Source organism: Flavonifractor sp. AGMB03687, assembly GCF_017811815.1.
GTDB lineage: Bacteria > Bacillota > Clostridia > Oscillospirales > Oscillospiraceae > Flavonifractor.
In genome coordinates this window covers 477,899-502,235 of the sequence record NZ_JADKZI010000002.1, presented here as the reverse complement: position 1 = coordinate 502,235, position 24,337 = coordinate 477,899, and the positions used below count along the sequence as shown (strand labels likewise).

The 24,337-nt window shown below is 60.5% G+C and carries 30 protein-coding genes; 25 read left to right on the top strand and 5 right to left on the bottom strand.

The window, feature by feature from the left end:
- Positions 1-29: 29 nt before the first annotated feature.
- Positions 30-704, bottom strand: coding sequence for an orotate phosphoribosyltransferase (gene pyrE, locus J9789_RS05945; protein ID WP_209343530.1), 675 nt, complete (start codon positions 702-704; stop codon positions 30-32).
- A 168-nt stretch (positions 705-872) separates the two neighbouring features.
- On the opposite strand from pyrE, the gene J9789_RS05940 reads away from it, so the two are divergent.
- The 4 genes from J9789_RS05940 (at position 873) to ltrA (ending at position 6,548) form a co-directional block, all read left to right on the top strand.
- On the top strand, positions 873-1,364 hold the full coding sequence (locus tag J9789_RS05940) for a small multi-drug export protein (protein ID WP_245185087.1): 492 nt from the start codon (positions 873-875) through the stop codon (positions 1,362-1,364).
- A 47-nt stretch (positions 1,365-1,411) separates the two neighbouring features.
- Positions 1,412-1,747, top strand: a complete 336-nt coding sequence (locus J9789_RS05935; RefSeq protein WP_209343529.1) for a hypothetical protein — start codon at positions 1,412-1,414, stop codon at positions 1,745-1,747.
- 62 nt (positions 1,748-1,809) lie between these two features.
- A complete protein-coding gene (locus tag J9789_RS05930) occupies positions 1,810-3,843 on the top strand; it encodes an ATP-dependent RecD-like DNA helicase (protein WP_209343527.1) in 2,034 nt (677 codons plus the stop codon).
- Positions 3,844-4,682: 839 nt separating this feature from the next.
- Complete coding sequence (gene ltrA / locus J9789_RS05925; protein WP_348633644.1) at positions 4,683-6,548, top strand: group II intron reverse transcriptase/maturase; 1,866 nt, start codon at positions 4,683-4,685, stop codon at positions 6,546-6,548.
- A 197-nt stretch (positions 6,549-6,745) separates the two neighbouring features.
- Here the strand turns inward: ltrA and J9789_RS05920 are convergent, their stop codons facing one another.
- Complete coding sequence (locus tag J9789_RS05920) at positions 6,746-7,108, bottom strand: DUF4180 domain-containing protein (RefSeq protein ID WP_209343525.1); 363 nt, start codon at positions 7,106-7,108, stop codon at positions 6,746-6,748.
- A gap of 128 nt (positions 7,109-7,236) precedes the next feature.
- Between J9789_RS05920 and J9789_RS05915 the strand changes: the two genes are divergently transcribed.
- The gene (locus J9789_RS05915) at positions 7,237-7,437 is read left to right on the top strand and encodes a hypothetical protein (protein ID WP_348633637.1); all 201 of its coding nucleotides are present in this window, start codon (positions 7,237-7,239) and stop codon (positions 7,435-7,437) included.
- Positions 7,434-7,721, top strand: a complete 288-nt coding sequence (locus J9789_RS05910; protein ID WP_209343521.1) for a hypothetical protein — start codon at positions 7,434-7,436, stop codon at positions 7,719-7,721. The genes J9789_RS05915 and J9789_RS05910 overlap by 4 nt, the downstream gene beginning before the upstream one ends.
- 62 nt (positions 7,722-7,783) lie before the next feature.
- On the opposite strand, the gene upp is transcribed toward J9789_RS05910, so the two are convergent.
- From upp to tsaE, 3 genes are read right to left on the bottom strand one after another with little or no spacing between them, the layout of a single operon-like run.
- The gene (upp, locus tag J9789_RS05905; RefSeq protein WP_209343756.1) at positions 7,784-8,413 is read right to left on the bottom strand and encodes a uracil phosphoribosyltransferase; all 630 of its coding nucleotides are present in this window, start codon (positions 8,411-8,413) and stop codon (positions 7,784-7,786) included.
- 10 nt (positions 8,414-8,423) lie between these two features.
- Positions 8,424-9,134, bottom strand: coding sequence for a tRNA (adenosine(37)-N6)-threonylcarbamoyltransferase complex dimerization subunit type 1 TsaB (gene tsaB, locus J9789_RS05900; protein WP_209343519.1), 711 nt, complete (start codon positions 9,132-9,134; stop codon positions 8,424-8,426).
- Positions 9,131-9,559 carry a tRNA (adenosine(37)-N6)-threonylcarbamoyltransferase complex ATPase subunit type 1 TsaE gene (gene tsaE / locus J9789_RS05895; RefSeq protein WP_209343517.1) on the bottom strand — a complete coding sequence of 143 codons (429 nt, stop codon included), beginning with the start codon at positions 9,557-9,559 and terminating at the stop codon, positions 9,131-9,133. The genes tsaB and tsaE overlap by 4 nt, the downstream gene beginning before the upstream one ends.
- A gap of 135 nt (positions 9,560-9,694) precedes the next feature.
- On the opposite strand from tsaE, the gene J9789_RS05890 reads away from it, so the two are divergent.
- The 19 genes from J9789_RS05890 (at position 9,695) to J9789_RS05800 (ending at position 24,320) form a co-directional block, all read left to right on the top strand.
- Positions 9,695-10,876 (top strand): FtsW/RodA/SpoVE family cell cycle protein, encoded by a 1,182-nt coding sequence (locus J9789_RS05890; protein ID WP_209343515.1) that lies wholly within the window; start codon positions 9,695-9,697, stop codon positions 10,874-10,876.
- 64 nt (positions 10,877-10,940) lie between these two features.
- Positions 10,941-12,212, top strand: a complete 1,272-nt coding sequence (locus tag J9789_RS05885) for a pitrilysin family protein (protein WP_209343513.1) — start codon at positions 10,941-10,943, stop codon at positions 12,210-12,212.
- Between the two features lie 4 nt (positions 12,213-12,216).
- On the top strand, positions 12,217-13,497 hold the full coding sequence (locus tag J9789_RS05880) for a pitrilysin family protein (protein WP_209343511.1): 1,281 nt from the start codon (positions 12,217-12,219) through the stop codon (positions 13,495-13,497).
- Entirely contained in the window at positions 13,494-14,564 is a 1,071-nt protein-coding gene (lgt, locus tag J9789_RS05875; RefSeq protein WP_209343509.1) for a prolipoprotein diacylglyceryl transferase, read from the top strand. The genes J9789_RS05880 and lgt overlap by 4 nt, the downstream gene beginning before the upstream one ends.
- Positions 14,565-14,678: 114 nt before the next feature.
- Positions 14,679-15,590, top strand: coding sequence for a stage III sporulation protein AB (locus J9789_RS05870; RefSeq protein WP_209343507.1), 912 nt, complete (start codon positions 14,679-14,681; stop codon positions 15,588-15,590).
- Entirely contained in the window at positions 15,587-16,099 is a 513-nt protein-coding gene (locus J9789_RS05865; protein WP_209343505.1) for a stage III sporulation protein AB, read from the top strand. The genes J9789_RS05870 and J9789_RS05865 overlap by 4 nt, the downstream gene beginning before the upstream one ends.
- Positions 16,100-16,112: 13 nt before the next feature.
- Positions 16,113-16,307: a stage III sporulation protein AC gene (spoIIIAC, locus tag J9789_RS05860; protein ID WP_087333928.1), complete on the top strand. Its 195-nt coding sequence runs from the start codon at positions 16,113-16,115 to the stop codon at positions 16,305-16,307.
- A gap of 2 nt (positions 16,308-16,309) precedes the next feature.
- Positions 16,310-16,696: a SpoIIIAC/SpoIIIAD family protein gene (locus J9789_RS05855; protein WP_209343503.1), complete on the top strand. Its 387-nt coding sequence runs from the start codon at positions 16,310-16,312 to the stop codon at positions 16,694-16,696.
- Positions 16,697-16,723: 27 nt separating this feature from the next.
- Complete coding sequence (locus J9789_RS05850) at positions 16,724-17,815, top strand: stage III sporulation protein AE (RefSeq protein ID WP_209343501.1); 1,092 nt, start codon at positions 16,724-16,726, stop codon at positions 17,813-17,815.
- A gap of 4 nt (positions 17,816-17,819) precedes the next feature.
- A complete protein-coding gene (locus tag J9789_RS05845; RefSeq protein WP_209343499.1) occupies positions 17,820-18,311 on the top strand; it encodes a stage III sporulation protein AF in 492 nt (163 codons plus the stop codon).
- Positions 18,308-18,850 (top strand): stage III sporulation protein AG, encoded by a 543-nt coding sequence (locus tag J9789_RS05840; RefSeq protein ID WP_245185086.1) that lies wholly within the window; start codon positions 18,308-18,310, stop codon positions 18,848-18,850. Before J9789_RS05845 ends, J9789_RS05840 begins: the two co-directional genes overlap by 4 nt.
- Before the next feature lie 12 nt (positions 18,851-18,862).
- On the top strand, positions 18,863-19,447 hold the full coding sequence (locus J9789_RS05835) for a SpoIIIAH-like family protein (RefSeq protein ID WP_209343497.1): 585 nt from the start codon (positions 18,863-18,865) through the stop codon (positions 19,445-19,447).
- 86 nt (positions 19,448-19,533) lie between these two features.
- Complete coding sequence (locus J9789_RS05830) at positions 19,534-19,914, top strand: Asp23/Gls24 family envelope stress response protein (RefSeq protein WP_209343494.1); 381 nt, start codon at positions 19,534-19,536, stop codon at positions 19,912-19,914.
- 187 nt (positions 19,915-20,101) lie between these two features.
- Complete coding sequence (gene nusB, locus J9789_RS05825) at positions 20,102-20,590, top strand: transcription antitermination factor NusB (protein WP_209343492.1); 489 nt, start codon at positions 20,102-20,104, stop codon at positions 20,588-20,590.
- A complete protein-coding gene (locus tag J9789_RS05820; RefSeq protein ID WP_209343490.1) occupies positions 20,590-21,522 on the top strand; it encodes a DNA-binding protein in 933 nt (310 codons plus the stop codon). Before nusB ends, J9789_RS05820 begins: the two co-directional genes overlap by 1 nt.
- On the top strand, positions 21,519-22,706 hold the full coding sequence (xseA, locus tag J9789_RS05815; RefSeq protein WP_209343489.1) for an exodeoxyribonuclease VII large subunit: 1,188 nt from the start codon (positions 21,519-21,521) through the stop codon (positions 22,704-22,706). Before J9789_RS05820 ends, xseA begins: the two co-directional genes overlap by 4 nt.
- 30 nt (positions 22,707-22,736) lie before the next feature.
- Entirely contained in the window at positions 22,737-22,973 is a 237-nt protein-coding gene (gene xseB, locus J9789_RS05810; protein ID WP_209343487.1) for an exodeoxyribonuclease VII small subunit, read from the top strand.
- Positions 22,970-23,851: a polyprenyl synthetase family protein gene (locus J9789_RS05805; RefSeq protein WP_209343485.1), complete on the top strand. Its 882-nt coding sequence runs from the start codon at positions 22,970-22,972 to the stop codon at positions 23,849-23,851. The genes xseB and J9789_RS05805 overlap by 4 nt, the downstream gene beginning before the upstream one ends.
- A 7-nt stretch (positions 23,852-23,858) precedes the next feature.
- On the top strand, positions 23,859-24,320 hold the full coding sequence (locus J9789_RS05800; RefSeq protein WP_209343467.1) for a divergent PAP2 family protein: 462 nt from the start codon (positions 23,859-23,861) through the stop codon (positions 24,318-24,320).
- Positions 24,321-24,337 lie beyond the last annotated feature (17 nt).

Sequence of the window (24,337 nt, the reverse complement as noted above, 5' to 3'; positions counted from 1 at the left end):
GGACTCCTCCTCCTTTCATACCGGAATGCTTAGGCCTTGGCGCCGTACTGGGCCAGGTAGGCTTCCATCTTGCCCTTCATCTCGTCGTCGATGTACACCTTGCCGTCGATCTCCTTGTTGTGGAGGAAGGAGATGATCTCCTTGACGGTGACGATGGGGAACACCTGGATGCCATAGTCCTCACGCAGCTCGTCCAGGGTGGAGCAGTCCTTGGTGCCCCGCTCCATGCGGTCCACGGACACGATGAGGGCCTTCATGTTCACGTTGGCCACGTGCTTGAAGAGCTCGATGGTCTCGCGCACGGCGGTGCCGGCGGTGACCACGTCCTCCACGATGACCACATCGTCCCCGTCCTGGGGCTTGTAGCCCACCATGGAGCCGCCCTCGCCGTGGTCCTTGGCCTCCTTGCGGTTGAAGCAGTAGGGCAGGTCGCGGTCGTAGTTGCGGTACAGGGAGGCGGCGGCGGTGACAGCCAGAGGGATGCCCTTGTAGGCGGGGCCAAACAGGCAGGTCACGCCCTCAGGCAGGTTCTCCTGGATGCAGGCGGCGTAGTAGTCGCCCAGCTTGGCGGCCTGAGCGCCGGTCTTGTAGTTGCCGGTGTTAATGAAATAGGGGGTCTTGCGGCCGGATTTGGTGGTGAAATCACCAAAAGTGAGCACGCCGGAGCGCACCATAAAGGTAATGAATTCTTCTTTGTAGGTCATGTCAGAAAACCTCACTTCCCGAAATTGTCGAACTATTATATCATTTATTACGGAACAGAACAAGAGCCTGTGCCGTCTAAAAAAACGTCTGCTTTCATCATTTTTAAATGGTCTTTTTATTCACCCTGTGATACAATACAGAAACTGACATAGCGAGGTGTTTCGGTTTTGGATCTGTTAGAATGGTTTACGCACAATGATCTGGGCGAAATGTTGTTTACCATGCTGGTCTCCATGGTGCCCATCATCGAGCTGCGGGGCGGTGTGCCCTTCGGTACCGCACTGGGACTGGCCCCGGCGCAGGCCCTCATTGCCGCCATCATCGGCAACATGCTGCCCATCCCCTTTATTATTGTCTATATCCGCCGGATTTTTTATTGGATGCGCCGGAAATCGGCCAAACTGAACCGGCTGGTGGATAAGCTGGAGAAGAAGGCCCACCTGAAGGGGCAGAAGGTAACCAAGTACAAGTATATCGGCCTGTGGCTCTTTGTGGCCATCCCGCTGCCCGGTACCGGCGCCTGGACGGGCGCTCTGGCGGCCGCTTTTCTGAATATGCCTCTGCGGAAGGCCCTGCCCTCCATCTTCCTGGGCGTGATTACCGCCGGGCTTATTATGACCTTCGCCACCGGCGTGGTGGTGTCCACCGTAGGAGGCTGAGTCCCTTTTGCCCCTCCTTGCATAGGATAATGCGGAGGTGAAGGGACTTGGACGGAATTTTACAGGTGGTCCTGGCCCTGCTGGCGGCCATCGGACTGCTGGCTCTGGGCTGGGCCCTCTTTGGTCAGATGCTGCTGCCGGAGGACTGGAGCGGCCCGGTGTACGCCGTGGTCCCGGCGGCGGGGGAGGGGGAGCATCTGGAACAGGATGTGAAGAGCCTTCTCTGGCTGCGGGGCCATAAGAAGAAGCAATTCACCATTGTCATTGCCGATGGCGGCCTGGACCCCACAGGAAAGGCTGTGGCCGCCGCGCTGCTGTCTGGCGCCACCGGGGTGGTGGTCTGTCCCGCCGACCGTCTCAGCCAGTACATCACAGAAAAATAGCGTTCGACAAATCCGCCGCCAGATGGTATCATATTCTCCGAGTAACACAAGGAGGGGCAGCCATGCAGGAGGCGGAACAGGATTATATGCAGGGCACCGTGTCAGCCGTCATCTACCAGAACGAGGAGAACGGCTACACGGTGCTTCGTCTTGACATCGGGGACGGGGCGCTGGTCACCGTGGTGGGCTGTATGCCGGGAGTAGCCCCCGGCGAGGGCATCTCGGTCCAGGGCACCTGGACCCGCCATGCCTCCTACGGCGAGCAGTTCAAGGCGGAGACGGTGGAGCGGCGGCTCCCCGCCGGGGCCAAGGCCATCTTCGATTACCTGTCCTCCGGCGCGGTGCGGGGCATCGGCGCTGCCACTGCCCGGAGGATGATCGAGGAGTTCGGGGAGGATGCCCTCACCGTGCTGGAGGAGAACCCGGAGCAGCTCACCAAAATCCGCGGCATCACCCGCAAAAAGGCCCTGACCATCGGCGAGAATTTCCGGCTCCAGATGGGTATGCGGCGGCTGCTGGCCTTCCTGGGGGAGCATGAGGTGCCCCTCCAGCTGGCCATGCCCCTGTACCGCCGGTACGGGGACCGGGCTCTGGAGGTCATCCGGGGCAACCCCTACCTGATGGTGGACGAGGAGCTGGGGGTGGATTTCTCCACTGCCGATGCCCTGGCCCTGTCCATGGGCATGGAGGGGGACGACCCCCAGCGCATTGAGGCGGCCCTCCTCTTTGAACTGACCTACAATCTGGACAACGGCCACGCCTTCCTGCCCCGGCGCAAGCTGCTGATGGCCACCGGCCAGCTCATTGGCGTGGAGGGGGAGAGCCTGGAGGACGCCCTGGAGACCCTGCTGGAGCGGGGCGAGGTGATCCAGGAACCGGTAGCAGGGGAGGAGGCCGTCTACCTCCAGGCCCTGTGCGAGGCCGAGCAGTATGTGGCCTGGCGGCTCACCGAGATGTCCCGTGGGGAGCTGGTGGCCCCCCACGGGCTGGACGATCTCATCGACCGCATCCAGGAGGATCAGGGCATCGTGTATGCTCCCCAGCAGCGGGAGGCGGTGGCTCTGGCGGCAACCAGTCAGGTGATGCTTCTCACCGGCGGCCCCGGTACCGGTAAGACCACCTCACTGCGGGGTGTGCTGGCCCTCTTTGACCAGCTGGGGCTGGAGACTGCCCTGGCCGCCCCCACCGGCCGGGCCGCCAAGCGGCTGGGAGAGCTGTGCGGGGCGGAGGGGTACACCATCCACCGACTGCTGGAGACCCAGTACGACCCCCGCTCCGGCAAACTGATCTTCGCCCACGACGAGAGCGATCCCCTGAAGGCGGACGCCGTCATCGTGGATGAGACCTCCATGGTGGACATCGTGCTGATGCAGGGGCTGCTGGCCGCCCTACGGGACGACTGCCGCCTGATTTTGGTGGGAGACCCGGACCAGCTTCCCAGCGTGGGCCCGGGCAATCTGTTTTCCGATCTCATCCGCAGCGGAGCCATTCCCATGGTGCGGCTCACCGAAATTTTCCGGCAGGCCGCCGAGAGCGCCATCGTCCGCAACGCCCACGGGGTCAACCAGGGCAAGCTGCCCGACCTGAAGGACCGGGAGCATGATTTCTTCTTCCTCCGCCGGAAGGACCCGGCCCGGGCGGCCGAGACCATTGTGGAGCTGATCCAGACCCGGCTGCCCAACAATATGGGCATTCCCGCCGACCAGATCCAGGTTCTGTCGCCCACCCGCAAGCGGGTCACCGGTACCGCCTCCCTCAACCGGGCCATTCAGGAGGCGGTGAATCCGCCCGGAGCCGACAAGCCGGAGAAGCGGTTCGGCGAGTACGTGTTCCGTCAGGGGGACCGGGTCATGCAGGTGCGCAACAACTACGACGTGCTCTGGCGGGACGGCGCGGACAGCGGCATGGGTATTTTTAATGGAGATATCGGTACCATTACCCGGGTGGACAACCGGGAGGGGACCCTCACCGTGGACTTTGAGGGCAGGGTGGTGGAGTACACCCAGGATATGCTGGTGGAGCTGGAGCCAGCATATGCCATCACCGTCCACAAGGCCCAGGGCAGCGGTGCGACTCGTTCCTTAGTGAAAAGCTAAGGCACTTAAGAAGTCGAAGTAGTAAAGTAAAATTGGTACAAAAGTGGTTAGAACCCGCCTGTTTGAAATGCTACGATAGATAATTAAGGAGAACTCTTAACTTGAATAGTCAAATGATAGAGCCAACGAAAGTTGGGCAACCCTCTTGAAGGACTATCCCTAATCCTCCGACTGGCTATATATAGCGAAAGCTAAATAGTCAGAAGCTCGGTGAAGTCGGCAGAAAGAGTACCTAAGTCAATGAAATAGGTAAGTAAAGATTGGTACACAAGTGGCTAGAGCCCACCTGTCAAGAAAACCTAAAGTAAAAGATATGGGAAATGATATGTCGGGGGTCTATAAATCTCTCATGGTTAGAATGTACGAAATGTACTGACGAATCTGCGAATGTACGGGTCTAAACTGGCGAAACGTGGAAACACGGAGATTCCCCTTAGAGGGACGTCGGTGAGGTAAAGTAAAAATCTGCTACTATGAAATACCTTATATGCGGCAGGCGCATATGAATCCGACAGGCCTATAGCAGAAACCTAAAAGAGAAAATGCACAGATAAAGTTAAGGGAACGAGGAAAGGTATCAGGTTCTCGAAATGAGAATAGGCGGACGAAGAATAATAAGCCGTCGAACTGGTGCTGAAAAGTAGTGGTCGAACCGTAGATAGCCTTTGTAATGAAGGCAGAAGGAATGGCCACAAGTCGTTACACTAATATACACTAAACATCACTTAGCATTGGATGTGAGTAAGCCTAAAAGAGGCACCTCAAACAATGGAGGTGATGAACCAGTGGATGAACAACTTTCAGCAAGACCGCCTGTAGAAATACAGAAGGTCAAAAAGATTAAGCAGAAGAAAATTAACAAACTTCGATATGCTGAATACTACGACCAGCAAGAGTTATTAGATAGTCTGTATAAGGACAGTCAAAACGGTGCTATCTTTGATAAGCTGATGAAGCATATTGTTTCGGATGCAAATATATTGATGGCATACCGTTCCATAAAACGGAACGCAGGTAGTAAAACACCTGGAACTGATGGCCTGAACATCACAGATATTGAGAAACTTGAACCGGAAGTAGTATGCAAACGAGTGCGTAATATTCTTAACAACTATCAGCCCAGAAATGTCCGAAGAAAGGATATTCCAAAACCCAACGGAAAAACAAGACCACTTGGTATTCCGTGTATATGGGATAGATTGATACAACAATGTATCCTTCAAATACTCGAACCTATTTGTGAAGCAAAGTTCTTCGATGGTAGTTTTGGTTTCCGTCCACTAAGGTCTGCGGAAAATGCAATAAATGAGGTCTACCGATATATCAATCGGTCAAATCTGTATTATATGATTGAAGTAGACATAAAAGGATTTTTCGATAATGTCAACCACTCAAAGTTGATTCGACAAATGTGGGCTATGGGTATAAGGGACAAACAACTCCTATGTGTTATCAAGAAAATACTAAAGGCAAAAATACTAATGCCAGACGGTACAATCTTAGAACCCACAAAAGGCACACCGCAAGGTGGTATTATATCTCCTCTCCTTGCTAACATCGTTCTTAATGAACTGGACTGGCATATGGAAAGCCAATGGGGAGAAAATCCACTTGCGTACAAATGGAAAGGTGGAGTAGCACCAAACGGAACATTCAGTAAAGGAAGTTCCTTTCGGGAAATGCGAAAAACCAATCTAAAAGAAATGCACACCATCCGCTATGCGGATGACGTGCGCATACTATGTGCCACAAAAAGTGAAGCACACAAAACATTATACGGAGTTGCGGAATGGCTCAAAAAACGCCTTGACCTTGATGTTTCAATGGAAAAGACCAGAATCGTAAATCTTCGGAAACAATCTGGAGAATTTCTGGGAATTGAGATTAGAACAAAAAGAAAAGGCAACAAAGATGTCATTGCGTCCCATATGTGCCCTAAAGCGATTGAGCGCACAAAGGTTGCATTGAAAAAGCAAATCAAAGTCATTCAACGAAGCGGTAATAGCAATCAAGCCATTGCTAACATTCGGTTGTACAATTCCGAAGTCAGAGGAATACACAATTACTTCTGTATGGCAACGGATATTACAACGGATTGTCAAGAGATACACAACTCGATCTACAAGGCATTGTATAATCGGCTGAAACCCTTAAAGAAATGTTCCTTATCTCCAAAACTTGGAGATTACAAAAACTATGGGAAGTGCAAGCGGATAATGGAATGTCAAGGACATTACATTTTACCGATAGCGTATGTACACCATCGGAAAACCGCAGGCAAAAAGAAAGCCGTAAACCTATACACGCCGGAAGGTCGAAAGTGGAAACACGACAATCTAATGTTTAGAAATGCCTGGTTACTTGGGGAACTGTATAAGTACCCTGTTGGAAATCGCTCGATTGAGTATAACGATAACCGTGTATCGCTCTTCTCAGCACAAAGAGGTCGATGTGCCATAACTGGCAGAGACTTTCTGTGTCAAGAAGAAATACATTGCCACCACAAAACTCCAAGAGCCAAAGGCGGCAAAGATGGTTATAACAATCTTGTGCTTATACTGGAAGATGTGCATAAACTGGTACATTCTACAAAGAAAAGCACAATAGATTTCTATTTGGGTTTACTCAAGTTGAATGGCAAGCAACTCAAAAAGCTTAATCACTTAAGGGAACTCGCAGGATTGCCTGCAATTAGCCAAGAGTAAAATCCTCAAGGCGAATAAATGCTGAAATCTTGTAAAATTGTGATGTTAAAGTGATATTAAGTGAAACGATGGAACGCCGTGTGCGGTGAAAGTCGCACGCACGGTGTGGACCGGGGGAAAAGCCGGACGAATTAAGCCAAACAACCTATCAAAAAGCGAGTGCTTAAAGAGCACTCGCCGAAGACGAAAAGTGAGAATTATCTAACAAGCTTTTCAACTGCTTCATCAAGAGTAGTTACAAAGAATACGTCACTACCCTTGTTACTTTCATAAATGAAATCGTGCAAAGGCTTACTGGTATAGTGGGAATAATCGCCGTAAATGGCAATACGACCACCATAATTGATGTATTTCTGTAACATCTCACCAGCAAACCCAGAGCTGAGAATAAAGAAGTCATCGCAAATCAAGGATTTACTGATTGCAATGTTCTTTGTTCCAACTTCATATTTTGCACTCATAAGTAAGTCAAGAGCAGAAGAAGTATCTGTTATCACCTTATCTTCGCTGTGTACTACGGCGCAGACGGTGTTATTTCTCACAACCTTCTCAATAGTCAAAATTATCCCTCCTTCTGATAGAATTGTGCTATATTGTAGCATAAACTATCAATGAAAGCAAGGGCTTTGACAAAAACAGGAAGTTTTAGCTTAATTCCAAGGTTTACCTATCGGTATAGTACCGGGCGGTGATCCTGGCGGTGAGCGAGGGGGCACCCATGCTGCTTACCCGGGGGGTGCTGTACACCGCCATCACCCGAGCCCGGGAACTGCTCATCCTGGTGGGGGACGAGGAGGTTGTGGCCACCATGACCGCCAACGACCGCCAGCAGCGGCGGTATTCCGGCCTGCGGTGGCGGCTGGTGCAGATGAAAGAGGATTCCATATGAAAGATGCTTTTATGGCAAGTCTGTTCCATAAGGGTGTCCATGGCGGCGCGCTCTATCTCCAAAGGGATAACGTGTTATACAGGACCAATAAGAGCCTGCTGGAAGCAGAATATCGCAGCCTGGAACTGCCGTATCACAGGATCGAGACGGTGAAAACAGGATGGGCACTCTGTTTTCCGACGGTCACATTCTCCATGAAAAATGGTGTTTCCTACCGGTTTCTTGTATTCCGTCGCAAAACGTTTTTATCCAGATATCATGTACTTGCCGGGGGAGCGCGATGACTCCGGCACACCAATAAAAAAGGTCCTCTTCCTGATGGAAGAGGACCTTTTCGCTTATTCTCTTACTTCGTGCCGAAGATGCGGTCGCCGGCGTCACCCAGTCCGGGAACGATGTAGCCGTGCTCGTTCAGCTTCTCATCCAGAGCGGCGCAGTAGATGTCCACGTCGGGATGATCGTGATGGACGCGCTCGATGCCCTCGGGGGCGGCGATGATGTTCATCAGCTTAATGTGCTTGACCTCGTAGTTCTTGATGAACTGGATGGCAGCGGAGGCGGAGCCACCGGTGGCCAGCATGGGGTCAAGGATGATGACCTCGCGGTCCGCGATGTCGTTGGGCATCTTGCAGTAGTACTCCACGGGCTCCAGGGTGTCGGGGTCGCGGTACAGACCGATGTGGCCCACCTTGGCGGAGGGGATCAGGGTCAGGATGCCGTCCACCATGCCTAGACCGGCCCGCAGAACGGGAACGATAGCCAGCTTCTTGCCGGCGATGGTCTTGAACTTGCCGGTGGTGATGGGGGTCTTGATCTCAACCTCCTCCATGGGCAGGTCGCGGGTAGCCTCATAGCACATGAGGGTGGCGATCTCGGAGACGACCTGACGGAAGTCCTTGACGCCGGTCTTCTCATCCCGGAGGATGGACAGCTTGTGCTGCAGGAGAGGGTGATCGAGAATGTGTACTTTTTCCATATCCATGGCGCTATTCCCCTTTGCTTTGTTCTTTTGTCAGCCGCTCCCGTTCAGCCTGGGAGAGCCGGTGGTAGTCGGGCGCCAGACCCGCCGCGTCGGTGAGTCTGTCCTGCCGAGCCAGCTCCAGACCACACCGGGCCACGCCCCATGCGCTCTGGAACCGGAGATGGGGGGGCGCCAGGCGGACGTCCAGCCCCAGCTCTTTGAGGGTAGTATAGCATAAAACCGCGCCGTCTCCAACCAGTAATTGCGTTTTTCCGCTGATTTTTAATTCTTCCCCCAGCTCCTCCAGGGAGATGGCCCGGTCGGGGGTCAGCCGTTCCAGGGTTTCGCCGTCGCTGGCAAAGCGGGCGTTGTACACCTGATGCCGCCGGGCGTCCATGACGGCGCAGATCTCCAGCCCGGTGTGGGCCAGGTTCCAGGCCATGGACTCCAGGGTGGAGCAGGCGGCGCAGGGCTTGTTGCCCGGCCAGGCCAGGCCCTTGGCGGCGGCCACGCCGATGCGCAGTCCGGTGAAGGAGCCGGGCCCCGCCGCCACGGCGATCACGTCCACATCCTCCAGGGTAAGGCCGCAGCCGGAGAGCAGGGAAGTGGTCATGGGCATCAGGGTGACCGAGTGGGTCAGGCCGTTGTTTTGGTAAGTCTGGGCGATGAGCTTTTCATCCTCGCACAGGGCCGCCGAGCAGGCGGTGGCGGAGGATTCCAGCGCCAGTATCTTCATGGTTGGGTCCCTCCCGTGATGGTGATGATGCGCTGGTCGTCGTGCGCTCCCCGGCGGATGTCCACCCGGATGGTGCCCTCCTCCAGCGCGTCGGCGATGTTTTCGCTCCACTCCACGGCGCACACGCCGCCACGGGCCAGGTAGTCCTCCCAGCCGATGTCGAAGAGCTCGTCCGCCGAGCCCAGCCGGTACATATCAAAGTGGAACAGGGGCAGCCGCCCCCCCTCGTATTCATTGACAATGGTAAAGGTAGGGCTGGTGACCCGTTCCTCCACCCCCAGGCCTCTGGCCAGTCCCCGGGTAAAGGCGGTTTTGCCCGCTCCCAGATCGCCGGTGAAGGCGATGACGCTCCCCGGTTTCAGCTCTGCGGCCAGTGCAGCGCCTGCCGCCTCGGTCTCAGCAGGGGAGTTGGTTATAATTTCCATACAGCACCTCTTCAAATGTGAAGATTCTGACAAGATTATATCACACCTGTTTACCAAACGCAAAAAAGATGGTAAACTAATTTGACGTACGCCCCGGACGGTGGGGCGAATGTGAGAAACCAAGGAGGTGGACCGGTGTCCTGGCTGAGAGATTCTATCCGCGCCTTCTGGCAGCAGGGTGACCGGCTGCTGCTGACCCTGTGCCTGCTGGCCAGCGGATATGGCATGGTGCTGATCTTCAGCGCCACCCGCTATCTGGAAACCAACCGCAATATGATTGTCCAGGGATTAGGCATCCTGCTGGGCGTGGCGGTCTATATCATTATGTCGTCGGTGGATATCGAACTGCTGACGGAAAAATCCTGGAAATGGCTGATCCTGTTTAATGTGGTTATCAACGCCCTGGTGCGTACCCCTCTGGGCGTGGAGGTCAACGGCAACCGCAGCTGGCTCCACATTCCCGGCTTTCCGGTCAACCTGCAGCCCGCGGAGATCGCCAAGCTGACCTTCGTGCTGCTGCTGGCCTGGCAGATGAGCCGCCTGCAGGAGCGGGGCATCAGTAAGCCATCCTCGGTATTCCAGTTTGCCGGGCACACCCTGTTCATGTTCGGCGTGGTGGCGGTAACCTCCGGCGACTTCGGTATGGGTCTGACCTATCTCATTATTTTTGTGATCATGTCCTGGTCCGCCGGGGTGAAGAAGCGCTGGTTCCTGCTGGCCGCCGTGGTGTGCGTGGTGGGTGTGGTGCTCATCTGGCCCCACGTGAAGGACCTGTATTTCATGAAGCGTTTTACGGTGGTCATCGACCACATCACCGGCAACCCGGATACCATCAGCGAGCAGACCCTGGGCCAGGGCTGGCAGCAGACCCGCAGCATCCTGGCCATCGGCAGCGGCGGACTCACCGGCATGGGCTACCTCCAGGGTATTCAGACCCAGAGTAGCTACAAGTCCAGCCTGCCCGCCCGTGAGACCGACGAGATCTTTGCTGTCTGCGGCGAGGAATTCGGCCTCATCGGCTGCCTGCTGCTGCTGGCCCTGCTGGCGGCCATCATCCTGCGGTGCGTCTGGGTGGCCCGCCGGGCCTGCTCTCCCCAGAGCGCCCTCATCGCCATGGGCTACGCCGGTATGCTGCTGGCCCAGGTGGGGGTCAACGTGGGCATGTGCCTCTATGTCTTCCCGGTGGTAGGCCTGACCCTGCCCTTCTTCAGCTATGGCGGCTCCTCCATTGTTACCATGTTTGCCGCCATGGGTGTGGTATCCAGCATTAAAATGCGTTCTTTGCCCAGCTGGCTGCGGGACCGCAGCAGGCTGTAAATGGATAGAGCCCGCCCAACGGGGCAGGCTATGGTGGTAAACAAGAAAGGACGGTTCGCAGCACATGAAGGTCACAAGGATCGAATTGCAGCCCGGCGTCTGGCTGACGGCGGTACAGACCAAAAAATTCAAGTCCAGCGTATTGGGGGCCCAGTTCCTCACCCCTTTGACGGCGGAGGACGCCTCCCGCAACGCACTGATCCCCATGGTGCTCCGCCGGGGCACCGCGCAGTATCCCGACATGGAGTCCTTGTCCGCCGCCCTGGATGAGCTGTACGGCGGCTCCCTGGAGCCCATGGTGCGCAAAAAGGGAGAGACCCAGTGCGTGGGCTTTGTGGGCAGCTTCCTGGACGACGCCTACACTCTGAATAAGGAGCAGGTGCTGGAGCCTGCCGCCGCCCTGCTGGCGGAGCTGGTGGGCAAGCCCTATACCAAAGACGGCGCCTTCTGCCCCGACTACACCAAGCAGGAGAAGGCCAATCTCATCGACCGCATCAAGGCCCAGGTCAACGACAAGCGGCAGTACGCCCAGATCCGGGTAGTGGCCGAGATGTGCGAGGAGGAGCCCTTTGGCGTGGACAAGCTGGGCAGCCAGGAGGCGGTGGAGGCCATTACCCCGGAGAAGCTGTGGGCAGGTTATCAGGACCTGCTGAAGGGTGCCCGGGTGGAGCTCTACTACTGCGGCTCGGCGGACGCGGAGCGGGTGCAGGCGGCCTTCGGGCCTCTGGTGGACCTGCTGCCGGAGGGGAAGCGGGCTGAGCTGGCCCGTCCCGCCAAGCAGAAGGCTCCCAAGAAGCCCCGCCGGGTGGAGGAGGCTCTGGACGTGACCCAGGGCAAGCTGGCCATGGGCTTCCGCACCAACTGCGATGCCTGGGATGAGCGGTACCCCGCCCTGATGCTGGTCAACGCCATCTACGGCGGCACCACCACCTCCAAGCTGTTCATGAACGTGCGGGAGAAGCTGAGCCTGTGCTACTACGCCAGCTCCGGCCTGATGAAATACAAGGACGTGATGCTGGTATCCTCCGGTGTGGAGTTTGACAAGGTGGGCCAGGCGGAGGCCGAGATCCTCTCCCAGCTCTACAAGTGCCAGAGCGGCGACTTCACCGACGACGAGCTGGAATGGGCCCGCCGGTCGGTGGTGAGCACGCTGCGCACCACCCTGGACACCCAGGGACGGCTGGAGGACTACTGGCTGGGCCAGTCCGCCGCCGGTCTCACCGACGGCCCCGACCAGGTGGCCCAGAAGGTGGAGGCCGTCACCCGGGCTCAGGCGGTAGAGGCCGCCCAGGACCTGACCCTGGACACCGTGTATTTCCTGAAAGGCAGGGAGTGATTCTATGGTAAGCAAGCAGTACCCCCGTCTGGGGGAGACCGTATTTCATGAGATCCTGGAGAACGGGCTTCACATCTACGTGGACCGCCGCCGGGATTTTCAGAAGAGCTACGCCTTCTTTGCCACCAACTACGGCGGCATGGACATGCGTTTTCACCAGGATAGCCGGTGGAAGGATACCCCGGCGGGTGTGGCCCACTTCCTGGAGCACAAGATGTTCGACACCGAGGACGGCAACGCTCTCCAGGACCTGGCGGCCAACGGAGCCTCTCCCAACGCCTTCACCAGCTCCGCCATCACCGGCTACTACTTTGAGAGCACCGAGAAGTTCTTCGACAACCTGAAGATCCTGCTCTCCTTCGTGTCCATCCCTTATTTCACCCAGGAGAGCGTGGACAAGGAGCAGGGCATCATCGGACAGGAGATCCGCATGGTGGAGGACGACCCGGACAACCAGGTGTTCTACGCCCTGATGGAGTGCCTGTACGACCACCATCCCATTCGGGTGCCCATTGCCGGTACCCAGGAGTCCATCTCCCACATCACCGCCGGTACTCTGTACGCCTGCCACAAGGCCTTCTATACCCCGGCCAACATGGTGCTTACTGTGGCGGGTGATGTGGACCCGGAGCAGGTGTGCGCCATTGCCAGGGAGATCCTGCCTAAGGAGTCCACCTGCCAGATCCAGCGGGACTACGGCGGGGAGGAGGCTCCCAAGGCGGCCTGTTCCGAGAAGGAGCTGACCATGGAGGTGTCCACTCCCATCTTCATGCTGGGCTTCAAGTGCGACCCTGCCAAGGCCGGCGAGGAGTGGATGCGTCGGGAGTTGGCGGGCGAGCTGGCCTGCGAGGCCCTGCTGGGCAACTCCACCCCTCTGTACGCCAAGCTGTACAGCGAGGGGCTCATCAACAAGAATTTCAGCTACGGCTTCGAGCTCTATCCCGGCTGCGCCATGATGGTGGCCGGCGGCGAGAGCCGGGACCCCAAGAAGGTGCGGGATGCGGTGCTGGCCGAGGGCGAGCGCCTGGCCAAGGAGGGCATCGACCCCGGCCTGTTCCAGCGGCTGAAGAAGGGTGTTTACGGCGCCAAGGTCCGTGGCCTCAACTCCTTTGAGTACACCTGCATCGCCATGGCCCAGTCCCACTTTGCCGGCATGGACTACCTTAAGTTCCCTGAGATCTTTGACTCCATCGACCAGGCCTATGTGGAGGACTGCATCCGCAGCTGGGTGACCGCTGAGCGGTGCGGCCTGGCTGTGGTCCGCCCGGGGGAGGGAGCGGTATGATGGGCACCGTCTCGTTCCCCGGCCTGGGGCTGGAATTTCAACTCAATCGGGTGGCCTTCCACCTGGGCAGCTGGCCCGTCTACTGGTACGGGATCATCATCGCCGCCGGCTTTTTGCTGGCGGTGGTGTTCTGCTCCCGGAAGGCCCCCCAGTTCGGTATCCGCCAGGATGATATCATCGACATGCTCTTTTTTGCCGTGCCCCTGTCCATCATCGGGGCCCGGCTGTACTACATCATCTTCTACCTGGATCTCTACCGCCGGGAGGACGGCTCCCTGGACTTCGGTGCCATGGTACGCATCTGGGACGGCGGCCTTGCCATCTACGGCGGCGTCATCGCCGCGGTGATCACCCTGTTCGTGTTCTGCAAGGTGCGCAAGATCAAGTTCCTGGCCTTTGCGGACCTGGGCGTCTTCGGCCTGCTCATCGGCCAGATGATCGGCCGGTGGGGCAACTTTGTCAATATTGAGGCCTACGGCGGGCCCACCGACCTGCCCTGGCGCATGGGCATCTACCAGTACGTGGACGGCGTGCGCCAGTATGTGGAGGTCCATCCTACCTTCCTCTATGAGTCTCTTTGGAACCTGGTGGGGCTGGGACTGCTCATCCTCATCGCCAAAAAGTGGCGCAAGTTTGACGGCCAGATGTTCCTGAGCTACTTCGCCTGGTACGGCGTGGGCCGGGGCTTCATTGAGGGCCTGCGTACCGACAGCCTGTACTTCTTCAACACCCCCATCCGGGTGTCCCAGGTGTTCGGCTTTGCCACTGCCGCCATCTCCATCGTGCTGCTCATCGTGCTGCTGGGCTTCCGCAAGCACGACCCCGCCGATCTGTGGGTGAATCAGATGAAGGCTCATCCCCGGCTGGTGGCTCTGGTGTATCCCGAGGGCAAGGGGGAGGCCTGGCTGGCCAAGCAGAAGAAGCGGCTGGAACAGGACTTTGCCCGCATCGAGTCCTACGCCCTGCCTGCCGACGTCCCGGCTGAGGACAAGGCGGAGCTCATCGCCGCCCTGAAGGAGCGTTCCGACCTGAAGGAAGTGCTGGTCATGGACGAGAAAAAGAAATAACGATGTCTGTTTTACAAAGCGTCTGCCGCGTCTGCGGCAGGCGCTTTTTTGCGGTCATAAATGGGGACGGGCCCTCATAGGTATGTTGCAGATACCAAAGAAGGATGTGACGACATGAGGGAACAAGGGGACGGGAAGCGCTACTTACAGGCGGCGGCCCTGCTGCCGCCCCATCTGCGCCGGCAGGCGGAGGGGGTGGACAAGGCCACTCAGGCGGTGGCGGAGGAGCTGCGGCTGCGCTCCGGCTGGCCCATGACGGTGGTGTGCCCCCAGGGGGAGCGGCAGGTGCCGGGGGAGGAGCCAGTGACGCCGGGAGATTTGGAGCTGGTACTGGAGATCGCCACCAGGGCCTCCGCCCACACCGCTCTGGAGCGGATGCGCAGCGGCTTTTTCACCGTGCAGGGGGGCCACCGCATTGGTATCTGCGGCAGTGCGGTGGTGAAGGATGGTGCGGTATACAACCTGCGGCAGCTGTCCTCCCTGGCCATCCGCATTGCCCGGCAGGTTCCGGGCGCTGCTGCCTCGGTAGCGGACAGGCTGTGGGAGGGGGAGCGCTTTCAGAGCACCCTCATCCTCTCCCCGCCGGGAGGCGGCAAGACCACCCTGCTGCGGGATCTGATCCGGCGGCTATCCGATGGGGAGGGCCATCCTCCTCTGCGGGTGGGCATCGCCGACGAGCGGGGAGAGCTGGCCGCCATGTGGAACGGCATGCCCCAGCTTCAGGTGGGGCGGCGCACCGATGTGATGGACGGTTGCCCCAAGGGGACTGGGCTGCTTATGCTGCTGCGGGGCATGAACCCCCAGGTGCTGGCCGCCGACGAGATCACCGCCTCGGAGGATTGCGCCGCCCTTTTGGCAGCCGCCAACTGCGGGGTAAGCCTGGTGTGTACTGCCCACGCCGCCGATCTGGCCGATCTGGAGCGCAGGCCATTATACCGGCCCCTTCTTGAGAACCACTGCTTTCAAAAGCTGGTGGTGCTCACCCGGGGGGAGACCGGGCGGGCCTGCCGTGTGAGCGGGCTATGATCCGGCTGGTGGGGGCCCTGCTGACGGCGGTGGGCGGGGCCTATCTGGGCTTTACCGCTGCCCGGCGGCTGAAACGGCGGGCCGCGGTGCTGCGGCAGCTGGCCGGGGCCATGGAGCAGATGGAGCGGGAAATTTCCTTCCGGCTCACCCCCATGCCGGAACTGATGGAGCGTCTGGCGGCGGAGTACCCGCCCCCGGTGGGGGAGCTGTTTGCCAACTGCCGGAAGGGGATGGACCAGCTGGGAGAGCGGTCCCTGGCAGAGATCTGGCGGCAGGCCCTGGCGGACACCAACCTGGACCTGGAGGGCCGGGGAGGCGCCGTGTTGGACGAGCTGGGGGAGGTGCTGGGCCGGTTCGAGGAGTCCGGCCTGCGCACAGCCTTGGCCCATGCGGGAGCCGAACTGACCCGGGAGGGCGAGCTGGCCCGGGAGGATGGAGAAAAACGGGGCAGGATGTATCAGGTGCTGGGGCTGGCCTCCGGCGGGCTGCTGGTGATCCTGCTGCTGTGAAGGAGCGAAGCATATGGATGTGGATCTGATCTTCAAAATTGCCGCCATCGGGATTCTGGTGTCGGTGCTCAATCAGGTACTCTCCCGGTCGGGCCGGGACGAGCAGGCCACCATGACCACCCTGGCGGGGCTGGTGGTGGTGCTCATGATGGTGGTCCAGCAGATCAGCAGTCTGTTTGAACTGGTCAAGGACCTGTTCGGGCTGTAACCATGGAGACCATGCTGAAGGTGGGGGCGGTGGCGGTCATCGCCGCCCTATGCGCTGTCATGGTCAAGGGGACCGCCCGGCAGCTGGCCCTGGCCCTCTCCCTGGCCGCCGCCGCCGTCATTCTGGGACTGGCCCTGGGGGCCCTGGAGGATGTGGTGGCCATGGCGGAGGATTTACAGGACATGGCGGGGCTGTCCCCGGCGGTGGTGGCCCCCGTCCTCAAGACGGTGGGCATCGCCATCCTCACCCACATTGCCGCCCAGGTGTGCAAGGACGCGGGTGAGGGGGGCATCGCCGCTGTTACCGAGACAGCCGGCTCCGCCATGGCGCTGTGCACCGCCCTGCCGCTGCTGCGGGCGGTGCTGGACACGGTGGAGGCGCTGCTGTGAGTTTGTACCAAAGAGGAGGGAAAGACCATGATACGGCGGCTGGCGGCTTTGGCGGTACTGCTGCTGGTGCTGACGGGGACGGCCTCCGCCAGCCAGGGGGTGCTGGAGGCCCAGTCAGAGGCCCTGGGCCTGGACGAACTGGAGGAAGCCGGGTCGGAGTGGATGCCCGACGTGGACCTCGCGGCCGGGCTGGATCTGGACGAGAGCATCAGCCAGATCCTGGACACCGGCAGCGCCGAGCTGGGAGGGGTGATCCGCAAGGCTCTGCGCAGCGGCGCCCTGCTGCTGGTGGTGGTGCTGGTCTGCTCCCTGGCTGAGGGCATGGGAGCGGGGAATGGACCGGTGGACGCGGCGGCGCTGGTGGGGGCTCTGGCGGTGACGGCGGTGGCGGCCACCGACGCCAACTCCCTCATTGGAATGGGGCGGGAGGCCATCGAGCGCATGGAGACCTTCTCCAAGCTGCTGCTGCCGGCGGTGACAGCGGCGGCCTCCGCCGCCGGGAATCCCAGCGGCGCGGTGGCCCGGCAGCTGGCCACCATGCTCTTCTCCGACCTGCTCATCACCCTCATCAACCGGGTGCTGCTCCCCCTGGTGTACACCTATATCGCCGCCAGCGTGGCCTGGGCGGCGGTGGGCAACGAGGGGCTCAAGCGGATGGCGGCCACCCTGAAATGGGCGGTGACCACGGTGCTCACCGGTACCCTCATCCTCTTTGTGACCTACCTGACCATCAGCGGGGTCATTGCGGGCACCACCGACGCCCTCACCGTCAAGGCCGCCAAATTCACCATGTCCAGCATGGTGCCGGTGGTGGGCGGCATCCTGTCCGATGCAGCGGAGACCGTGCTGGCCGGGGCGGGGGTGCTGAAAAATACAGTGGGGGTGTTTGGTATGCTGGTGGTCATCGGCATCTGTCTGATCCCATTTTTTCAGCTGGGGTTCCACTATCTGACCTATAAGGTGGCCTCCGCCCTCAGCGCCGCCCTATCGGGCAGTCGGGTGGCCGCCCTCATCGACCAGATTGGCGGCGCCTTTGGCCTGATTCTGGGCATGACCGGCTCCTGCGCCCTGCTGCTGCTCATTTCCATGATCACCGCCGTGTCGGTCACAGGGGGGTGAGGATATGGTAGAGCTGTTGGGCAACTGGCTCATGGGGATGACCTGCGCAGCCATGATCCTGGCGCTGGCGGAGGGCCTGTCCCCGGCAGGGGGGCCCAAGCGGGCGGCCCGGCTGGCGGGAGGGCTGCTCCTGCTGCTGGCGGTGATCAAGCCCCTGCTCAGTCTGGACGGCACCGCCCTCACCCGGGCCATGACGGAATACCGCCTGGAGGCGGAGTACTCCGCCCAGGCCTTGGAGGGGGAGAACAAAACCCTGATGAAGGACATCATAGAAGCCCAGACCGCCGCATATATTCAGGACAAGGCGGCGGCGTTGGGCATCACCTGCACGGTACAGGTGGAGGCCGACGAGGCGGCGGAATACCCCGTCCCCGAGGTGGTCACCATCACCGGGGAACTGAGCCGGGAGGAGCGGCAGACCCTCACCGAGCAGATCGAGGCCGATTTTGCCATTCCGGCGGACCGGCAGTATTACGAAAGCGGGGGAACAACATGAACGGGCAGGAACCGGAGGCGGGCAAGGCCCTGAAGCTATGGAAGGAGCGGCTGTGGAAGCTGCTCCAGCGGTATAAATACGCGCTGCTGGTGGTGGCGGCGGGGGTGCTTCTCATGGCGCTGCCCGCCCTGGGCGGGGAAGAAGCTCAGGAACCCGACCGGCAGAGCGTCCAGGAGGTGGAGTTTGGAACGGAGGAGCTGGAGGGGCGTCTGGAGGAGGCCCTGTCTCAGATGGACGGCGTGGGTGAGGCCCAGGTGGTGCTCACCCTGCGGGGCGGTCCCGCCCAGGTCCTGGCCCAGGACACCCAGAACGCGGTACGGGAGGATCAGAGCGAGTCCTCCCAGACCACGGTGGTGGTCTCCAAGGGCTCGGGAAATGAGGAGCCGGTGGTCCTCCAACAGCTTTCGCCCCAATATCAGGGGGCCCTTGTGGTATGCTCCGGCGGGGACGACCCCTCGGTGCGGCTGCGGGTGGTGGAGGCGGTGGCCGCCCTCACCGGTCTGGGGGCCGACAAGATCTCAGTATCAAAAGGAAAGTGAGGCAGTAACAGTATGAACGTATGGAAACGCAACGCGGTGGTGGCCGCAGTGGTGCTCTTCGTGTGCGGCGCGGTGTATCTCAACTGGTCCTATCAGAAGGGTCAGACGGAGGCGGCGGGCAAGACCCTGGGGGAGGCGGAGCTGGTGTCCATGCAGACCAGCGATCCGCTGCTCTCGGCCAGCCCGGACCCGTCGGCCTCTCCGGCAGCGTCGGCCGCCCCCAGTGACGCCGCCAAGGGCAGCGGCTACTTCGATTCCGCCCGGCTCAACCGGCAGGAGGCCAGAGACAGCGCCCTGTCCATCCTCCAGGAGGCGGTGGCCGATGAGAACGCCAGCGAGACCATGAAGAAGGAGAGCAGCGCGGCCATCCAGACCCTGGCCGATTACACCGTGTCCGAGGCCCAGATCGAGAATCTGGTCACCGCCAAGGGGTACGCCGACTGCGTGGCCTTCATCAGCGACGGCAGCGCCAGCGTGGTGGTGTCGGCCACTGAAGAGGGCCTTACCGACGCCGACGTGGCCCGCATCACCGAGATCGTCACCGACGAGACCGGCTTCGAGGCCAGCAGCATCAAGATCATCGAGGCTCAGCCCTGAGCCGTCGCCCCCGCCCAAAAATCAGTTGTAATTTTTCGGATTTGTGGTAAAATGGGTCCATAGCACACAAAAGGAGCGTGACCGGAATGGGCGACGGAAAGGAATATATCTCCCGGCCTGATGAGCTGGGCAACATCCACATCTCCGAGGATGTCCTGGCTGTCATCGCGGCGGCGGCCGCCACTGAGATCGAGGGCGTGGGCAGCCTGTCCACCAATCTGAGCAGTGACATCGCGGAGCTGCTGGGCGGGAAGAAGAACCTGTCCAAGGGCATCCGCATTACCATGGTGGAGGAGAGCGTCCGGGTGGACGTATCCCTGCTCATCAAATACGGCTACACCATCGTCGACGTGGCCAAAGAGGTACAGAACGCGGTGTACAACGCCATTGAGAACACCAGCGGCCTGTCCGTGGAGAACGTCAACGTCCACGTGGCCGGCATCGTGTTCGATAAGGACAACAAGTAAACAGCCGAAGACCCGGGGTGGAGACGCCCCGGGTCTTTTGTGCGTTTTGGCCGGACGGCTCCAGGAAAAGGGGCTGGAATCTGGAGTCTAATTTTGAATTAGCCCTTTTCTTTTTGTATATATTTGATGTATAATCATAGTAACTGTGAATATCACCGGCGCAGGACGCCGGAATGGAGGAACCATCATGACCAGAACTGCCGCCCGAGAGATCGCCGTTCACCTGACCTTTGAGCTGGGCTTTACCGGACAGACCGCCCGCGAGCTGCTGGAGGAGGCCCTGAACCGCAAGACCTTTGCCCTCATCGGGGAGGAGGAGCCCCTCTACGCCGAATTCCCCAACGAGGCCCAGCGCGCCTATATCACCCGCCTGGTGGAGGGGGTGTACGACCACGCCCCCGAGCTGGACGAGTATATCTCCAAGTACGCCATCGGCTGGAAGTTTTCCCGCATGAACCGGGTGGCTGTGGCCATTATGCGTGTGGCCATGTATGAGATCCTGTACATGCAGGACATCCCCAACGCCGCCGCCATCAACGAGGCCCTGGAGCTGGTGAAGCACTACGAGGAGCCCGAGGTGGTCTCCTTTGTCAACGGCATCCTGGGTTCCTTCGTCCGGGGTGAGCACATTCCCGACCCCGTGGGCCTGAAGGAGCAGCCGGAGGCCCAGGACTGATGCGTACCCTGGGCATCGACACCAGCAACTACACCACCTCCGCCGCCGTCTTTGACGGGGAGGGGGGCGAGAACGCCGGCCGCCTGCTGGAGGTGCGCCCCGGCGAGCTGGGCCTGCGGCAGAGCGACGCCCTGTTCCAGCACGTCAAGGCCCTGCCCGACCGCTTTGCCCAGTTGAAGGAGGGCGGCTGGCTGGACGGTATTGCTGCCGTGGGAGCCTCCACCCGCCCCCGGGCGGTGGAGGGCTCCTATATGCCCTGCTTCCTGGCGGGGGAGAGCCAGGGCCGCACCCTGGCCGCCGCGCTGGGGGTGCCCTTTTTTGCCTGCTCCCACCAGCAGGGCCACATTGCCGCCGCCGCCTGGTCGGCGGGCCGGATGGATCTGCTGGACAGGCCCATGCTGGCCTGGCACCTGTCCGGCGGCACCACCGAGCTGCTCCACGTGGAGCCGGAGGGTGTCAATGTAAAAGCCACCCTGCTGGGAGGCACCAGCGACATCTCTGCCGGACAGCTCATTGACCGCACCGGCGTGCTGCTGGGACTAGATTTCCCGGCGGGCAAGGCGGTGGACCAGCTGGCCCGGGAGGGTCAGGCCAAGAAATTTACCGTAAAGCTCAACGGCTTTACCTTTTCGCTCTCCGGTATGGAGAACAAGGTGAAGGCCATGGCGGAGCAGGGGGAGAAGCCGGCGGACATCGCTCGCTTTGCCCTGCTGACGGTGGCCGACGTGGTGCGCCGCACCACCCTGGCCGCTCTGGAGCAGTATCCCGGCCTGCCGGTGCTGTGCTCCGGCGGCGTAGCCTCCAACTCCCTGCTGCGGCAGGTGATGGAGCCCCTGGGCGCTGTGTTCGCCCAGCCCCGGTTCTCCACCGACAATGCCATGGGCACCGCCATTCTCACCTGGAGAGCCGTAAAGGCGGGTGACCTTACATGAGTAACATCTACACGGTCTCCCAGGTCAACCAGTATATCAAAGCCCTGTTGGACCGGGACCGGGAGCTCACCGCCCTGTACGTCCGGGGGGAGATCTCCAACTACAAGGCCTATCCCTCAGGCCACCATTATTTTTCCCTGAAGGACGGGGAGGGGGCCATCCGCTGCGTCATGTTCAAGCGGGAGGCCATGTCCCTCCGGTTCCGGCCGGAGAACGGCATGAAGGTCATTGCCTTCGGCCGGGTGGCGGTCTTTCCCCGGGATGGGCAGTACCAGCTGTACTGCTCCGCCCTCACTCCGGAGGGGGTGGGGGATCTGCATCTGGCCTTTGAGCAGCTGAAGCAGAAGCTGTATGCCGAGGGCCTTTTTGACTCGGCCCACAAAAAGCCTATCCCCAAATTCCCCAAGCGGATCGCGTTGATCACCTCCTCCGCCGGTGCGGCGGTGCGGGATATGCTGCGCATCCTGGGGGCCCGGTGGCCCATGGCGGAGGTCTTTCTCCTGCCGGTGCGGGTCCAGGGGGCGGAGGCCCCCGGTGAGATCTGCGCGGCTATTGCCTGGGCCAACCAGCATCAGGTGGCCGATCTTATCATCACAGGCCGGGGCGGCGGGTCCATGGAGGACCTGTGGGCTTTCAACGACGAAAATGTGGCCCGTACCATCTATCACTCGGCGATCCCGGTGATCTCGGCGGTGGGCCATGAGCCCGACGTGACCATATCCGACTTTGTGGCCGACCTGCGGGCGGCCACCCCCTCCAACGCCGCCGAGCTGGCGGTGCCCGATCAGAACGAGGTGGCCGTATGGCTGCGTCAGATGGAGGGACGGCTGGCCCAGGCCATGGGCCACAAGCTGGAGAGCGCCCGGAAGGATCTGGACCGGGCGGCCCGGTGCCGGGCCCTCCAGGACCCCATGAACTATGTGGACGACAAACGGATGGTGCTGGACTACCAGCGGGAGAAGCTGGCGGCGGGGCTGAGCCGCGCCCTCAACCGGGAGCGGCAGCGCTTCGGCGCCCTGGCCTCCAAACTGGACGCTCTCAGCCCCCTGAAGGTGCTGGGCCGGGGCTACGCCATTCCCCGGAAGGAAGACGGCGCTGTGGTCCGCTCCACCGCCGACGTGGCTCCCGGCGACGCTCTGAAGCTGCGGGTGGCCGATGGCGAGATAAACTGTCAAGTTGTTTAGCTTTACTGCTTTTGGAAAGGAATTCTGGGCATGGCAGAAGAAAAACGGACGTTTGAGCAGGCCATGGGCCGGCTGGAGGAGATCGTAAAACGGCTGGAGCAGGGGGATGCCCCCCTGGAGGAGGCCCTGACCCTCTTTGAGGAGGGGACCCGGCTGCTGGGCGGCTGCTCGGCTCAGCTGGACAGCGCCGAGCAGAAGGTGCGCAAGCTGCTGGCGGGGCCGGACGGTCAGCCGGTGGAGGAACCGTTTGAGGAGGGACAGGCATGAGAGAGCAGGAGCGGCTGGACAGCCACAGAGCCATGGCGGAGGCCTGGCTCAAGACCTGTTTTCAGGACCGGGCGCCCCGGGGAGACCTGTACGACGCCATGAATTACAGCCTGCTGGCCGGAGGCAAGCGCATCCGGCCGGTGCTGATGCTGGAGACCTGCCGCCTGTGCGGCGGGGAGCCGGAGCACATTCTGCCCTTTGCCGGGGCCATTGAGATGATCCATACTTACTCCCTGATCCACGACGATCTGCCCTGCATGGACGACGATGACCTGCGCCGGGGCCGGCCCACCAACCACAAGGTGTACGGCGAGGCTACCGCGGTGCTGGCGGGAGACGCTCTGCTGACGGCGGCCTTTGAGTGGATGCTGGACCCGTCGGTGGAGCTGCCTCCCCAGCGGGTGCTGGAGGCTGCCGGGGTGCTGGCCCGGGCGGCCGGCGCCCAGGGCATGGTGGGCGGCCAGGTGCTGGACATGGCGGGGGAAGGCCACGCTATGGGCCTGACCGAGGTGGAGGAGCTGCAGCGGCTCAAGACCGGCGCCCTCATCCGGGCTGCCGCCGAGATGGGCTGTGTGCTGGCCGGCGGCAGCGAGGAGCAGCGGAAAGCTGTGTGCCGCTACGCCGAGCGCCTGGGCCTGGCCTTCCAGATCCAGGACGACATCCTGGATGTGGTGGGCGACGAGGCAACTCTGGGCAAGCCGGTGGGCTCCGACGCGAAAAGCGAGAAAAACACCTTTGTCACTCTGAAGGGACTGGACGAGTGCCGCTGCCTGGTGGATAAGCTCACCGACGAGGCGGTGGAGGCCCTGTCCCTGTTCGGAGAAGAGGGCGAGAGCCTGTGCTGGCTGGCCCGCTCTCTGGCAAGCCGCGAAAAGTGAGGGACCTATGCGAAATGTAGTAGACTTTTTGACCGGCAATCTGATTTTGAACCTGGCCATTCTGGCCTGGGCCGTGGCCCAGGTGCTCAAGGTGTTTGTGGTGCTCTTCACCAAGCGCAAGCTGGACTGGCACTACATCATGGCCAGCGGCGGCATGCCCAGCTCCCATTCCGCCTTCGTGTGCGCCTGCGCTTCTTCCGTGGGATTCATGTACGGCTGGTCCTCGCCGCTGTTCAGTATCGCGGCGGTGGTGGCCATCGTGGTCATGTACGACGCCGCCAACGTCCGCAAGGCGGCAGGGGAGCAGGCCAAGATCCTCAACTATATCATGGAGCACTGGACGGAGATGAAGCCCGCCATTTTCGGCAAGGAGCTGAAAGAGCTGCTGGGCCACACCCCCTTCCAGGTGCTGATGGGCGGCCTGCTGGGCGTGGCCATCGGCCTTGGCGGCGCCTGGCTGTGGAGCTAAAGCCGCTCTGCCTCATC

Coding starts and splice junctions, on each gene's coding strand:
- pyrE (WP_209343530.1), bottom strand. CDS start 704: ATGACCTACAAAGAAGAATTCATTACCTTTATGGTGCGCTCCGGCGTG.
- J9789_RS05930 (WP_209343527.1), top strand. CDS start 1,810: ATGCAGGAGGCGGAACAGGATTATATGCAGGGCACCGTGTCAGCCGTC.
- J9789_RS05910 (WP_209343521.1), top strand. CDS start 7,434: ATGAAAGATGCTTTTATGGCAAGTCTGTTCCATAAGGGTGTCCATGGC.
- upp (WP_209343756.1), bottom strand. CDS start 8,413: ATGGAAAAAGTACACATTCTCGATCACCCTCTCCTGCAGCACAAGCTG.
- tsaB (WP_209343519.1), bottom strand. CDS start 9,134: ATGAAGATACTGGCGCTGGAATCCTCCGCCACCGCCTGCTCGGCGGCC.
- tsaE (WP_209343517.1), bottom strand. CDS start 9,559: ATGGAAATTATAACCAACTCCCCTGCTGAGACCGAGGCGGCAGGCGCT.
- J9789_RS05885 (WP_209343513.1), top strand. CDS start 10,941: ATGAAGGTCACAAGGATCGAATTGCAGCCCGGCGTCTGGCTGACGGCG.
- J9789_RS05880 (WP_209343511.1), top strand. CDS start 12,217: ATGGTAAGCAAGCAGTACCCCCGTCTGGGGGAGACCGTATTTCATGAG.
- lgt (WP_209343509.1), top strand. CDS start 13,494: ATGATGGGCACCGTCTCGTTCCCCGGCCTGGGGCTGGAATTTCAACTC.
- J9789_RS05870 (WP_209343507.1), top strand. CDS start 14,679: ATGAGGGAACAAGGGGACGGGAAGCGCTACTTACAGGCGGCGGCCCTG.
- J9789_RS05865 (WP_209343505.1), top strand. CDS start 15,587: ATGATCCGGCTGGTGGGGGCCCTGCTGACGGCGGTGGGCGGGGCCTAT.
- spoIIIAC (WP_087333928.1), top strand. CDS start 16,113: ATGGATGTGGATCTGATCTTCAAAATTGCCGCCATCGGGATTCTGGTG.
- J9789_RS05855 (WP_209343503.1), top strand. CDS start 16,310: ATGGAGACCATGCTGAAGGTGGGGGCGGTGGCGGTCATCGCCGCCCTA.
- J9789_RS05850 (WP_209343501.1), top strand. CDS start 16,724: ATGATACGGCGGCTGGCGGCTTTGGCGGTACTGCTGCTGGTGCTGACG.
- J9789_RS05845 (WP_209343499.1), top strand. CDS start 17,820: ATGGTAGAGCTGTTGGGCAACTGGCTCATGGGGATGACCTGCGCAGCC.
- J9789_RS05840 (WP_245185086.1), top strand. CDS start 18,308: ATGAACGGGCAGGAACCGGAGGCGGGCAAGGCCCTGAAGCTATGGAAG.
- J9789_RS05835 (WP_209343497.1), top strand. CDS start 18,863: ATGAACGTATGGAAACGCAACGCGGTGGTGGCCGCAGTGGTGCTCTTC.
- J9789_RS05830 (WP_209343494.1), top strand. CDS start 19,534: ATGGGCGACGGAAAGGAATATATCTCCCGGCCTGATGAGCTGGGCAAC.
- nusB (WP_209343492.1), top strand. CDS start 20,102: ATGACCAGAACTGCCGCCCGAGAGATCGCCGTTCACCTGACCTTTGAG.
- J9789_RS05820 (WP_209343490.1), top strand. CDS start 20,590: ATGCGTACCCTGGGCATCGACACCAGCAACTACACCACCTCCGCCGCC.
- xseA (WP_209343489.1), top strand. CDS start 21,519: ATGAGTAACATCTACACGGTCTCCCAGGTCAACCAGTATATCAAAGCC.
- xseB (WP_209343487.1), top strand. CDS start 22,737: ATGGCAGAAGAAAAACGGACGTTTGAGCAGGCCATGGGCCGGCTGGAG.
- J9789_RS05805 (WP_209343485.1), top strand. CDS start 22,970: ATGAGAGAGCAGGAGCGGCTGGACAGCCACAGAGCCATGGCGGAGGCC.
- J9789_RS05800 (WP_209343467.1), top strand. CDS start 23,859: ATGCGAAATGTAGTAGACTTTTTGACCGGCAATCTGATTTTGAACCTG.